Source organism: Syntrophothermus lipocalidus DSM 12680 (assembly GCF_000092405.1).
Taxonomy (GTDB): domain Bacteria; phylum Bacillota; class Syntrophomonadia; order Syntrophomonadales; family Syntrophothermaceae; genus Syntrophothermus; species Syntrophothermus lipocalidus.
The window spans coordinates 1,098,597-1,111,472 of record NC_014220.1 but is presented as its reverse complement, the minus strand read 5'-3'; the positions used below and the strand labels follow the sequence as shown (position 1 = coordinate 1,111,472).

General features: G+C 51.6%; 11 protein-coding genes. 2 read left to right on the top strand and 9 right to left on the bottom strand.

Going from position 1 to position 12,876, the window contains the following annotated elements:
* Positions 1-175 precede the first annotated feature (175 nt).
* The 9 genes from mutL to SLIP_RS05275 all read right to left on the bottom strand — a co-directional run bounded on the left by mutL (position 176) and on the right by SLIP_RS05275 (position 12,222).
* Positions 176-1,891 carry a DNA mismatch repair endonuclease MutL gene (gene mutL / locus SLIP_RS05315; protein ID WP_013175256.1) on the bottom strand — a complete coding sequence of 572 codons (1,716 nt, stop codon included), beginning with the start codon at positions 1,889-1,891 and terminating at the stop codon, positions 176-178.
* A complete protein-coding gene (locus SLIP_RS05310; protein WP_013175255.1) occupies positions 1,892-3,295 on the bottom strand; it encodes a histone deacetylase family protein in 1,404 nt (467 codons plus the stop codon). It lies immediately after the preceding gene.
* Positions 3,295-4,968: a hydantoinase/oxoprolinase family protein gene (locus SLIP_RS05305; RefSeq protein ID WP_013175254.1), complete on the bottom strand. Its 1,674-nt coding sequence runs from the start codon at positions 4,966-4,968 to the stop codon at positions 3,295-3,297. The genes SLIP_RS05310 and SLIP_RS05305 overlap by 1 nt, the downstream gene beginning before the upstream one ends.
* A 1-nt stretch (position 4,969) precedes the next feature.
* Positions 4,970-7,600 (bottom strand): DNA mismatch repair protein MutS, encoded by a 2,631-nt coding sequence (gene mutS / locus SLIP_RS05300; RefSeq protein ID WP_013175253.1) that lies wholly within the window; start codon positions 7,598-7,600, stop codon positions 4,970-4,972.
* A 175-nt stretch (positions 7,601-7,775) separates the two neighbouring features.
* Positions 7,776-8,159 (bottom strand): YlbF/YmcA family competence regulator, encoded by a 384-nt coding sequence (locus SLIP_RS05295; protein WP_013175252.1) that lies wholly within the window; start codon positions 8,157-8,159, stop codon positions 7,776-7,778.
* 44 nt (positions 8,160-8,203) lie between these two features.
* Positions 8,204-9,547: a tRNA (N6-isopentenyl adenosine(37)-C2)-methylthiotransferase MiaB gene (gene miaB / locus SLIP_RS05290; protein ID WP_013175251.1), complete on the bottom strand. Its 1,344-nt coding sequence runs from the start codon at positions 9,545-9,547 to the stop codon at positions 8,204-8,206.
* A 186-nt stretch (positions 9,548-9,733) separates the two neighbouring features.
* Positions 9,734-10,360, bottom strand: a complete 627-nt coding sequence (locus SLIP_RS05285) for a DUF47 domain-containing protein (RefSeq protein ID WP_013175250.1) — start codon at positions 10,358-10,360, stop codon at positions 9,734-9,736.
* 96 nt (positions 10,361-10,456) lie between these two features.
* The gene (locus SLIP_RS05280; protein ID WP_013175249.1) at positions 10,457-11,326 is read right to left on the bottom strand and encodes a DegV family protein; all 870 of its coding nucleotides are present in this window, start codon (positions 11,324-11,326) and stop codon (positions 10,457-10,459) included.
* A 17-nt stretch (positions 11,327-11,343) separates the two neighbouring features.
* Positions 11,344-12,222: a radical SAM protein gene (locus tag SLIP_RS05275; protein ID WP_041432763.1), complete on the bottom strand. Its 879-nt coding sequence runs from the start codon at positions 12,220-12,222 to the stop codon at positions 11,344-11,346.
* A gap of 165 nt (positions 12,223-12,387) precedes the next feature.
* Between SLIP_RS05275 and SLIP_RS05270 the strand changes: the two genes are divergently transcribed.
* Both SLIP_RS05270 and SLIP_RS12345 read left to right on the top strand, forming a co-directional pair.
* Complete coding sequence (locus SLIP_RS05270) at positions 12,388-12,579, top strand: small, acid-soluble spore protein, alpha/beta type (RefSeq protein ID WP_013175247.1); 192 nt, start codon at positions 12,388-12,390, stop codon at positions 12,577-12,579.
* A gap of 91 nt (positions 12,580-12,670) precedes the next feature.
* On the top strand, positions 12,671-12,874 hold the full coding sequence (locus SLIP_RS12345) for a DUF1858 domain-containing protein (protein WP_013175246.1): 204 nt from the start codon (positions 12,671-12,673) through the stop codon (positions 12,872-12,874).
* Positions 12,875-12,876: the final 2 nt, after the last annotated feature.

The following is a 12,876-nucleotide window of genomic DNA, read 5'->3' as shown; positions in this document are numbered from 1 at the left end:
AGATTTTCATTGATTAGCACTGATGGTTATTAGACGCTGATTTACGCAGACCTTCACGACTTTGATGCAAGTCACCACTAGAGAATGAAAACTTCGGGTTCTTTAGCGGTAACCTAGAAAATCTTTGATTAAGGAAAATCTGTGCGCATCTGTGGCTAGTTTTAGGGACAGTGGTTTACACCCGTTTAAGCTTTTTTTCCACTTCTTTCACAGTCAGAACCGTAAAAGTCGGACGACCATGAGGGCAATGGTGATAATCGTCGCATGACAGCCAGTCCGTGAGCAATCGACTCATCTCTTCAGGTGCCAGACACGTCCCGGCCTTTATAGCCCCTTTACAAGCCAGGGCGGTCCAAACCTTCTCCCCCAGTGACCCGTCCTCGGTTCGCCCTTCAACCAACACCTCCAGTACCCTGTCCAACGCTTCTGCCTCCCGCCCCGAAACCGACGAGGGCACTGACCTGATGACAACACTGTTGTAACCCAAAACATCGAGGTTGAAACCGTATCCCCGAAGCGTTTCCAGGTTGTTTTCCAAAACCTCCATCTTAGAGGCTGGCAAACTGAGACTGACGGGGATCACCAACGGTTGGGTATTTTCCGGGGTTTGGTCTTTTCTCATCCTATCGTACAGCACCCGCTCGTGAGCTGCATGCTGGTCTACCAGCCACAATTCCTCGCCCGCCGAAACGATAACATAAGTGCGCAGCCACTGCCCTAAAACAGTGTAACCGCTTGGCAGTACCTGCGTCTTGTCCGCAAAACTAAAAACGTCACTCTCATCCGTCGGGGGAAGAAGATGCTCCATCTGAACAAGGTTAGTACTTAGAGCGGCGTACCTGCTGCCCAGTTCTGCCACCTTAGATTCGGACAGGCCTGACCCAAAACACGACTCACCCCGCGGCAAATCGTGACGTGTCAAGGCGAGGCGTACTGCCTGCCTTACCAGGTCAAAAATCCCTTTCTCATCTGCGAACTTGACCTCGGCTTTCTGAGGGTGGACGTTGACATCTACGGCATTTGGAGGAACTTGTATGAACAAAACAGCGGCCGGGAACTCCTTCCCTAACAGCAAACCTCGGTATGCTTCGTCCAAAGCCCTGAACAAGAGGGGGCTGCGCACCACCCGCTGATTGACGATAAGAATTTGATCTCGCCTGTTACTCCGGGTAAAGTCGGGACGCGAGACGAGTCCCCATAGCCCGATATCTCCCTCCAATTTCTCTACTTTAACCATCTTTTCCAGATAGTCGATTCCCAAAACCGCGGCTACCGTGTCTTCCAACCTATTATTGCCCGGGGTTTTGAACACCTGCCGTTTTTCATGGGCTAGACTGAAACTTATCTCTGGGCGAGATAACGCGAGTCTGGTTACCGTTTCGTAAACGTGGTTGGCTTCAGTTACCTTCGACTTCAGAAACTTCCTGCGGGCCGGAGTGTTAAAGAAAAGGTCCGACACCTTAACCTGGGTTCCCACGGGGCAAGGCCAAGGACTCACGTCCACCACTTGCCCCCCGGCTATACTAATCCTGCTCCCTTCCCCTTCCCGGCTAGCCGTCAATACCTCCACTTTGGCAACCGCCGCTATGCTGGGGAGCGCTTCGCCGCGAAACCCGAGGGTTCTTATGTTGTACAGGTCCGGCTTGCTAGCAATCTTGCTCGTGGCATGCCGGGTAAAAGCCAAGGCCAACTCTTCCTGTTCCATGCCATGCCCGTTATCACGAACCACGATCTCGTCTATGCCGCCGCCTTTGACACTGATTTCGATCCTGGTAGCACTGGCATCGACAGCGTTTTCCACCAGCTCTTTAACTACAGATGCTGGCCTTTCAATCACTTCTCCGGCCGCGATCAGGTTCACCAAGCTGTCTGGCAACACGTGAATTCGCATTTATAAAACCCGCTCCTGTTTTCTCGTCACATCGAATTGCCGGTAAACGTCGTCTACCCGATCCTGAAGATAAACAAAATCAAACCGCCGGTCAGGCGCGGCTATCATTTTTTCATACAGTTCAACCGCGTCCTTGTGGCAACGGGGACACCCCTGGACCGGAACACTGATGCAATAGACCTGATACCTTTCTCCCACCTGGTGCAGAGCCTGAGAATCTATGGTCCAATACCCGGGACAATCGGGGCACATGCGTAAGTTTTCTTGCTGCTCTTCATGGATGTAATCGGTGTCGTAGAATATCCGGCGGTACCGGCGGGCAAACTGGTCATGCTTTTCCCGGGCGGCTGCCACCAGAGCTTCCCGGTTATCGAAAACTGTAGTAAGCTCGCGGACAATACGTTCTAGTACCCGCATCCGGTCAGAAGACTCCCTGAACTTGTCTGCCTGATAGTCCGGTTCGTACAGGTTGGAGTAGTCGATACCGGCCATAGCCATGAGTATCCCTAAATTAACGTATGGGAGGGCAGTCTCGACCGAGTAACCTCCTTCTAAGACCGCTATGTCCGGAGCCAACCTTTCATTCAATACAGCATAGCCACGGGCTGAAAAACGCATATTAGCGAGTGGATCGGTATAATGGTTATCCTGGCCCGCGGAGTTGACGACCAGTTCGGGCTGAAACTTTTCCAAAACCGGTAGAACCAACTCCTCCAGAACGAAGTTAATACCGGTATCCGTAGTACCGGGCGGCAGCGGGACGTTCAGGGTAGTACCCAAGGCCAAAGGACCTCCTATCTCATCGGTAAAGCCGCTGCCTGGATAAAGAGTTCTCCCGTCCTGGTGGAATGAAATGAAAAGCACGTCCGGGTCATGCCAGTATATATCCTGGGTCCCATCCCCGTGATGCACATCTGTGTCCACTATAGCGATTCTCTTGATACCGTATTTTTTGCGCAGGTACTCGATCATTATCGGCTCGTTGTTGATGTTGCAGAACCCGCGGTTACCGTGAGTAACCCTCATCGAATGGTGTCCGGGGGGTCTTACCAAAGCAAACCCGTTCCTTACCTCGCCGTTCATGAGTGCGTCTGCAATCACCAGAGCCCCCCCAGCCGCAACCAGATGAGCCTCGGTTATCTGGGCTTCAATGCTGGGCACGCAGAAATGGACCCTGGCAATGTCCTTCAACTCGGCCAGCCGGGGTTGGTATTCCCTTATCTGGGGAAGGTCCATAATCCCCTCCTCAAAAAGCTGGTCCCGAGTATAGAGTAACCGTTCCTCCCTTTCCGGGTGAGTCGGAGAAATAGCCCAGTCAAAGGCGGGGAAAAACACGATGCCGGTTTGAGTCGGTTTACCTGCCTTTTCTCTGCTCTGCCAAAAACGCGGTTCCGACCTTTTCATTATTTCACCCCCTTGAACTCGTCGATAACGCCGGGAGCTATCTGAATGCCCACATCGAACAGCTTACCGACCGTGGACCAGCCGCGGATGACGTTGAATTGCTCTTCCAAGAAAAACTCCGACTGTCGAGCATAATGACCGATTCCCCGATCATTGGCCAGTTGCTCCAAGTGCTCACGGGCAAGTTTCTTGACATCTTCCAGCTGCACCCGCGAACCGATGGTCCCGCTGACTCCCCCAATATCTAAAGAGTAGGTCTGTCTCTGGGTATCAGCATGCAGCACAATCGAGAGAGTAGGCCTGGCTACCCCCGCCCCCAGGGCGTTGGCCACTGGCGAGTAACGGTGAATGAAAGCTTCACACCCGAGGCGACGGGCCAGAGTTGGGATAAAAGCTTCCGCCGCAGCTCCGATGCCGATAGCCCGATCGAGCGACACTTTACGCCTGTTTACTATCTCCCATACCCTGTAAGCCGGCTCCTGCTCCCATGACTTGAACATGTCTTTGACATTAGTTTCCAGAAGCTCTACAACCTTTTCTACGACCTGTCTTGCCAGCTCTTCCACAGGCAGCCGGGCTTCACCTGCTACTCGCTCCAGAGCGGCCTGTGACAAGTCAAGTCTTCCCAGTTTCCCACCTTCCAACAAGTTAAAGGCATCGGTCGGCGTAGCTCTCGGCCCGCCAAAACAGGCTGCCACCCCTTCCCGGTCAGGGCCGATGACTACCTCAGACCCATTCCATCTTACGGTGCTGTCGCCCCCTAACGCTACGGAACGAACAGCAAATGCACGGACGTGCGTGTATTTACCGTCTATAACTGCTCCTTTGGAAGCATACAGGGGTTTCCCTTCGAGGATTAAAGCCAGGTCGGAAGTCGTTCCACCGATATCCACAACAACCGAGGTCCTCTTGTCCATAGTAAGCGCGTAGGCTCCCATAGCACTGGCAGCAGGCCCTGAAAATACGGTTTCGCAAGGATACTTAACTGACACCTCCAACGGCATGGTTCCGCCGTCGGCTTTCAGGATATCGCAACCAGTGCCGATTCCGCGCTGGACCAATGCCTCCTGTATTTCCCTGGCAAACCTATCCCAGGTAGACCTCGTCATAGCCGTGTAGTATGTAGTAACCGCCCTGCGCAAGAAATTCAACTGCCCCGAGACCTCGGATCCCAAAAACACTTCGAAGTGAGGATATTGTTCCATCAAGATCTCTCGAGCCTCAGCCTCCAACGAATTATTCCGCTGCGAAAACTTTCCCACTACCGCCACTTTTCTGATGCCGTGCCCCGCGATGTCTTTGCCAACCTCAGCCACTTGAGTTCTTTTAATCGAACTGATGACTCGACCCCGGAAGTCGACAGCTCCCTCCACTGTATAGCTGTTGGGTGCGAGGTCCAAATGCTGCAGATTGAGCCCGGGGCCTGGAATCAGTACTAAAGCCGTTCTTTCACCTTTTCCAGTCGCTAGTAGGTTAGTAACTAGGGTTGTGCTGAGAACCACCCGCTTGATACGCGTGGGGTCGGTGCCTTTGATTAACTCGTCGAGAACGGCCAGGATGCTCTCCTTCAAGTTTTCTTCGTCCGTAGGCTGTTTTACCGAATTGATGACTTCCCCCTCTGCTAAAAGCACCCCGTCAGTGAATGTTCCGCCCACATCGATACCGACTAGCACTTCAACCACCTCCTCGCTTGTTCCTCTTTCCCTTCTTGCTGGGCGCCACCAGCTGTTCGCGCCACCGATACAACAACTGCAGAGCCTCAAGCGGTGTCATGTCATCCAGCTCTAGCTGTTTAAGTTCTTCCACCAGCGGGTGCTCTTCCTGAAACAAAGCGAGCTGGACAACGTTGGACGCGTTAATCGCTTCGACTTTATCGACGCCTCCTTTGCTCTCCAGACTTCTCAGTATCTCTCCTGCCCTCTGTATGACCCCAACTGGCAGGCCGGCCAACCCCGCAACCTGGATACCATAACTTTTATCCGCCCTGCCCGGGATTACTTTTTTCAAGAAAATCACGGCCCCTGCGCTTTCTTTAACGGAAACCGACAGGTTGAAAACGCCGGGCAATACTTCATCCAATCCGGTCAGCTCGTGGTAATGAGTTGCAAAAAGGGTTTTGGCTCCTATATGGCTACATATGTGCTCCAACACTGCCTGCGCTATACTCATTCCATCAAACGTGCTCGTACCCCTGCCGATCTCGTCCAAAATAACCAGACTCTTTCGAGTAGCGTTTTTTAAGATATGGGCAACCTCCACCATTTCTACCATAAACGTGCTCTGACCGCCCACGAGGTCATCGGAGGCCCCGACCCTCGTAAACACCTGGTCAACAACCCCTATACGGGCTTCTGTGGCCGGTACGAAGCTTCCTACCTGCGCCAAGATGGTAATAAGTGCCACTTGGCGCATATAGGTGCTTTTGCCGCCCATGTTGGGACCGGTAATGATAGCCAACCGACGTTCCTTATCGTCGAGATAGGTATCGTTGGGAACGAAGCTCTCGCTTCCCAAAAACCTTTCCACCACCGGGTGCCGGCCATTCTTAACAAAAATGACATCCGAATCGTCCACCAAGGGTCGTACGTAGTCGTGACGGAAAGCGGTCTCAGCCAGGCATGCTATAACATCGAGTTTAGCAAGTGCACCTGCTACCTCCTGCAAACGTGAAACGTGGCAGGCCACTTCTTCGCGCAAAACCTGAAAAAGCTCCTGTTCCAGAAGAACCAACCTTTCCCTGGCGCTGAGGACCTTTTCTTCATAGTTTTTCAGGTCGTCCGTAATATACCTTTCGGCATTGACCAGGGTCTGCTTGCGCACGTAATGGGACGGAACCAGGTGAACATTGGGCTTGGTTACTTCTATAAAGTAACCGAATACGCGGTTGAACCCTAACTTCAATGACTTTATTCCGGTTCGTTCCCTTTCGCCCTGTTCATATTCCAAAAGCCATTCTTTTCCTTCAAAAGCCAGCTTCCTTAGCTCGTCCACTTCCGGGTTGCAACCGGGTTTAATGATGCCCCCTTCTCGAATAGAAGCCGGAGCGTTCTCGTCTAAAACGGAATCTAATAGCCGGTAAACATCCTCCAGAGTATCCAACTCTAGAATCTTCTTCAAGAGATGAGTTCGTACTTCCGGTAACAAAGCCTTAAAAGCGGGCAAATTTATCAATGAATTTTTCAACGCCAAAAGCTCGCGGGGACTAGCTACGCCGCTTCCGATTCTTCCCGCCAGCCTTTCTATATCATGGACGTCTCCCAAAATTTCTCTTATCCTCTCCCGCAACGAAAACGAGTTGTACATCTCTTCCACAGCATCCAAGCGTTCGTTTATGGCCTTCACGTCAACCAGCGGCTGCTCAAGCCATCTCTGCAGGAGCCTCCGTCCCATGGCAGTCCGGCAACAGTCGATCACCGCCAAAAGCGATCCTTCTCTTTTACCATCCTTCAAGTTGCGCGTAAGCTCCAAATTGCGGCGGGTGTTCACGTCCAACCCCAAATACTCACGGGGTTGGTACGTCCTGATCCGGCTGAGGTGCTTCAACTGAGCCCGGCAGGTCGATTCAAGGAAAGCGACGATAACCGCCGCCGCGATCACCGCTGCCGGGCATGACTCTAACCCTAACTCGACTAGGTCTTCGACCTCAAAAAATTCCCTGAGTTTCGCTTCAGCCCAAGCATACTGGTAGTACGTCGGGTCCATCTCGGTAACAACCGAATTCTGAAACTTTTCCGTGAACTCGTAGAGTATTGACTCCCGCTGGGTCCAAGCTGGGATCAAACACTCGGCGGGGCGGAGCCGGTAAAGCTCGCTTAATACCAGCGAAGAAGCCTCGGGACCACTGACTTCGGTTGCCTGAAAATCACCGGTGGACACATCGATGACGGCCAAGCCGATAGCCGACTCGTTCTCCGCCAAGGCAACCAGGTAGTTGTTTTCTCCTGCCTCCAGCATGGAAACATCAACTACCGTCCCCGGCGTTATGACCCGTACCACTTCCCGCTTGACCAGGCCTTTGGTTAAAGCCGGGTCTTCGACCTGTTCGCATATGGCCACGCGGTAACCCTTGGCGATGAGCCTGCTTATATAGGTATCCGCGGCGTGGAAGGGAACCCCGCACATGGGAACCTTGACACCAGAACCTCCGTCTCTGGCAGTCAATACTATCTCCAGTATCTGCGCGGCTATTTCCGCGTCTTCGAAAAACATTTCGTAAAAGTCGCCCAGTCGGAAAAACAGAATGCAGTCCGGGTACTGTTCCTTGATAGCCCGGTACTGCTCCATCATCGGCGTGAGTTTTGTCATGTCTGTACCTCCCCATCAGGGCAAGGCTTTTCTTTCTTCCGCACTATCATTACTCTTTCCAGGTTGCGTTTTTATCGGTTCCGGACATAAGCAGCAGGCGACGAGGCTTAAAACCGGCCTGGTTTATAAAGAAAGACTTAGGAAGATACCTAAGCCTTTCCATAACCCCTTGTTTTTACTCGCAACCACCGCCGCAGGAACTGCATCCTCCACCACACCCTGTTTGCCCGGAAATTCCCTGGTTAAGCGTAAAATAAACGGCCCTCATTAAATTGTCGAACTTCTCTTGAGCTTCTATCATCTGTAATATCAAAGTGTTACTCTTTAAACCCTCTTCCGTGGACTTCAGTTGAAGGTCATCGAGCTCCGTGAGGTTCTCACCTCTTTTTTCTTTCTCCAGAATCATCCCCCTTATTTCCTGATACTCAAGTAACAAGTCCCAGGCCTCCGGATCCTGCCTAACATTATCCCGAGTTCTCATTACTTCCCGCCATTCCCGGCACCCGGCGATCGAGTTCCCCAGTTCCCATGCCATCCTGATAATCTGATCCTGATTCAAAACGAGTCCTCCCTTCATTATTTTACACTTACAACACTGCTATCCTAGCCTTCGACCGCTTCCCCCAAAAGGGTAAAGGTCTTGGCCTCGCGCACCCTCACCATGACCAATCGGCCAGCCAGATCCGGCTTTCCTTCAAACACGACGATACGGTTGGTCCGAGTCCTTCCGGTCAGCTTGCGGGGATTAGTCTTGCTGGGGCCTTCCACTAAAACTTCGACATCTTTGCCTTCGAATCGCCGGTTTGCCTCGAGAGCTATGTTATACTGAATTTCATTAAGCTGCAACAGCCTTTCTTTCTTAACCTCCAATGGAACCTGATCCGAAAGTCGAGCCGCTTTGGTACCCGAACGGGGCGAATACATGAAAGTAAACGCCGCATCGAACCTAATTCTCTTGACCATATCGATGGTATCTTCAAAATCACGGTCTGATTCTCCCGGAAATCCCACGATGAGATCGGTGGTCACCGCCACCCCAGGGACTATTTCCCGCATCTTGTGCACCAGATCCAAGTAATACTCCCGCGTATACCCGCGGTTCATAGCCTTCAGTATCCGGTTGCTGCCTGCCTGTAAAGGGGCATGGATGTGTTCACAAACCTTTCTGCAGGAGGCTATAGTACTGAGCAGACGTTCCGAGACATCGCGGGGATGCGAGGTGGTAAAACGAATCCGCTCTAGCCCTGGTATCTCATTGACCAACTCGAGCAAGGAAGCAAAGTCGGTTTCAGGCTCCAGTCCCTTACCGTAAGAGTTGACATTCTGCCCCAGGAGGGTAACCTCCTTCACTCCCTGTTGGACCAGATCCTTAACCTCATCGATAATATCAGACGGCTTTCTGCTCCTTTCCCTTCCCCGGGTAAACGGAACTATGCAATATGAACAAAAGTTGTTACACCCGAACATAATGTTGACAAAGGCGCTGACCCCGCCGGTACGTCGGGCCGGGAGTCCCTCAACGATGTCCCCCGCCTCGGGCCAGACATCGATAACTGGCCTCTCCACGCCGGCTTCGGCCTTTTCTACCAGTCTCGGGAGTTCGTGCAGGTTGTGGGTCCCGAAGATGATATCCACTACCCCTCCCTCGCCCAGCTTTTTTCTGACCTCTTCCATTTGGGCCATGCACCCGCCGAATCCAACCAAGAGATCTGGCCTCGCCTTCTTGAGTCGTTTGATTTCTCCCAGTTTCCCGTAAACCTTGTTTTCCGCCGAGGTTCTCACGCTACAGGTGTTAAAAATAATCAAATTCGCTTCTTCCGGACTGGCCGCCTCCACATAACCGCTCTTTTCCAGAAGCCCGGCGATGGTTTCGGTATCGCGCTCGTTCATCTGGCAGCCATAAGTTAATATACTGTATTTTTTTCTTATGTCTTCTTTAGTCCTCACTTTACAGCCCCTATACCGTGATCTAGTCTGGTTGTCCCCTGTATTATAATGTAACCTCTAACCGTAAACAACTCACGACGGCTACACGAATTCCCAGGGAAAGCACAGGCGTATTCGACAGAACCAACCTTATCAGCCCGTATCACTCCTGTACCTTCATTGCAAGGTAGCTTTTTCCCGCCCGTTCTACGAGTATTTTATGCATATGTTGGTAATGAGCTCGCCCACATCGTGGCAGTAATCCATGGCGGTCTCGACGTGTTCGTACACTTCTTTATACTTTATCACCTGTACGGGATCTCGTTCGTGTTCGAAAAGATAAGCCATCGCATTCCTGTACATGGAGTCCTCGCACCGCTCAAAAGTCGTGATGTTAGAACAGCACTTTAATATGTCTTCCTTATGTTTGCTGATGTCGTCTAACATAGCAAAAGCCTTCTCTTGCTCAACCAGCGCTTGGCACAGGAGATTCACCATTTCCCTCACCGTGTCGTTAGGTGGTGCTGCCTTGTACAAAATCATGCGGTCGACTATCCCGGAGATGAAATCTAAAGTTGACCCTAGTTTCTGCACCAGCTGAAAAGCATCCTCACGATCAAACGGAAGCATGAAGCTGGTGTTGAGTTTTACTATCAGTTCCTGAATGATGCGGTCGGCTTCGTGTTCTAAGCACGATAGTTCAGCCAACTTAGCATCGAGCCCGGTGTAATCGTACACTACGGATCTTAGTATCTCCCCTCCCCTCACCACATACCGGGCCGTCTCCTGGAACAATCGAAACAGGTGCTCGTCCTTTCTGCCAAACAGTCTCAATCAGTGTCCCCCCAGACCTTCATAACCCTAGGCGGTATCACCGCCAAAGAGTATTAAAATACCCCCGTGGCCGCCTTTTCTGCAGCAAATAAACCGTTATCTGTGATTGTTATTACCTAGCTCTTCCCCGTAGAAGAAGATTGCGAGCGTACCTGGCCCTACGTGAGAACCAACAACCGGCCCGATCTCTCCCATTATCACTTCGCCCGCCTTGAATTCGTTCACAAAAACGTCACGAAAACGGGCCGCATCCTCCGGACACATTGCATGGCTGATGCCTACGGTCTGCCCTTGTAAATCCCTTCCCATTTCCTCGACCATGCGCACCAGTCGGCGGATCGCGCTTTTTCTGCCTCTCACCTTGTCGATAGGTTCGATGTAACCCTGAGGGTTTACCCACAAAATCGGCTTTATATCTAACATGCTGCCGACCAAGCCCTTAGCCCGCGAGAGCCTTCCTCCCTTTACTAAATACTCGAGGGTGTTTATAGTAAAAACACACCTAAGCTTAGCGCGCAGTTTGAGGATTTCGTCGACGATTTCATTCCTCGCCCTACCAGATTCCGCCATCCGCGCCGCCTCAAGAACCAGCAACCCTTCGCCAGCCGAGGCCTTCAAGGAATCGATGACGGTTAACCGTTCTCGACCAGGTAGCGTATCTCTGACCATCTCAGCAGCCTGCACCGTCCCTGTCATCCCTGATGACAAATGAATAGCTATTACCTCCGACCCATCGGCCAGGCACTCTTCGTAAACGGATCTCATCTCCTCCATGGTCGGCTGTGAGGTAGTCGGTAATACATGAGAAGAGGCCATCATTTCGTAAAAGGAATTTGTGGACAATTCCCCCGGCTGGAAAGTTCGGTCGCCAAAGCTTACCAGCATATGCACCATCTTGATACCATACCGGTCGATGAGCTCGACCGGCAGATCGCAGCAGTTATCAGTTACTATCTTGACCCTCATAATAGCCCCCTTTATCCCTACAATCCTCTCATATACTCCGGCCTCAGGAAGCGTTCATCCTGCTTCTGAAGAATACTGTCCAGAAGCCCCAATATCGATTCCTTATCCCGCCGCAAAGTACCTTTTATCGGCAGGTAGTTGGATGCGTGATTGCTCCTGAACTCGCACCCGTCTACCTCCAACCCCTCAATGAGAATCCTCATCTCCTCCAAAATCTCGAAGGGATCCAGTAACTTGAACTTACCCTGCTGCACCCGCCGGTGCAGCACTGTTCCCGGGACCACCATGAGGGTAAGGGCAGCCAGAAAATCCGGATTGATCTCGTTACAAATGCGGGCTGTCGCGGCTGCGTGTTCCGCGGAACGCTCTCCTGGACCGGCCAGGCCTAGTAGCACAGTCGCGGACAGCTTTATCCCTGACCTGACTATCTTCTGCCCGGCTTCCACCATTTCCTCGTAAGTTACTCCCTTGTTGATCTCTTTTAAGAGACGTTCGTCTCCGGTTTCGATGCCCAGGTAAGCAATGGTCAAGCCAGCCTGTTTCAGCATTTGCAGCTCTTCTTCTGTTTTTTGCAGGATACTCTGCGGACCAGCATATATGCCGACATGATACAGGCTGGGAAAAAGCCGATAAAGGTAGTTGAGTATCTCCAGCAGTTCGTCTGTTTGCATAGCCAGGGCGTCTCCGTCCGCCAAAAACACCTTCTGCAAGTCGCCATAGTAAAGCTTGGCCATCCGGATGTCGGCCTTTATTTCCTCCAGCGACCTCACCCTGTACTTCTTGTCTTTATACATACCGCAAAAAGTACAGCCGTTGTGGGAACACCCTACAGTACACTGAAGTATATAGCTACGCGCCTCACTGGGTGGGCGGTAAATACTGCCTTCGTAACGCATCATCAACACTCCTAAACTCAAGAAGATTTATAGCCTCTATTTATCTTACACAAAATTCTTTCTTTTGGGAAACACATAAAGGGCAGATAAAATTATCTTGTTTAAATGCTAGATTTCTTAACGACAATATATTCAGGGGCGGAGGTTGATGAAAGGGGGGTTTAGATGGCACGAAACCGCGGAATAATGTCCGAGCAGCTGAAATACGAGCTGGCCAAAGAACTGGGAGTAGACCAGATTGTAGCCACCCAAGGCTGGGGAGAAGTGACCGCCCGCAACTGCGGTAACCTGGTCAAGTTGGCCATCGAACGCGCTGAAAGGACAGTAGCTCCGCAGCCGGCTCCCAAACCGTATTAGCCTTCGCTCCCTGCCAGGGGCCAAGCCCCTGGCACCGTTTTCTTGCTTTTGCTATAATTAGTTTGTAACAACAATACGCGAGGTGACAAGTATGGTCGACAAAAATACTATAATCAAAGACGTCTTAAAAGAGGTACCCGGTGCAGACAAGATCTTCTTAAAACACGGCGTACATTGTTTCGGTTGAATGGGAGCTCTCTACGAGACGGTTGAGCAGGGTGCTCAAATGCACGGGGTTGACGTAGACGCTCTGGTTAAAGACCTGCAGCAAGAAGCAGCGAAGAAAAAGAAATGAGA

What these genes read in the sequence shown, in the direction of transcription:
- SLIP_RS05270 (WP_013175247.1), top strand. Translation starts at nt 12,388, where the DNA reads ATGGCACGAAACCGCGGAATAATGTCCGAGCAGCTGAAATACGAGCTG.
- SLIP_RS05310 (WP_013175255.1), bottom strand. Translation starts at nt 3,295, where the DNA reads ATGAAAAGGTCGGAACCGCGTTTTTGGCAGAGCAGAGAAAAGGCAGGT.
- mutS (WP_013175253.1), bottom strand. Translation starts at nt 7,600, where the DNA reads ATGACAAAACTCACGCCGATGATGGAGCAGTACCGGGCTATCAAGGAA.
- mutL (WP_013175256.1), bottom strand. Translation starts at nt 1,891, where the DNA reads ATGCGAATTCACGTGTTGCCAGACAGCTTGGTGAACCTGATCGCGGCC.
- SLIP_RS05280 (WP_013175249.1), bottom strand. Translation starts at nt 11,326, where the DNA reads ATGAGGGTCAAGATAGTAACTGATAACTGCTGCGATCTGCCGGTCGAG.
- SLIP_RS05275 (WP_041432763.1), bottom strand. Translation starts at nt 12,222, where the DNA reads ATGCGTTACGAAGGCAGTATTTACCGCCCACCCAGTGAGGCGCGTAGC.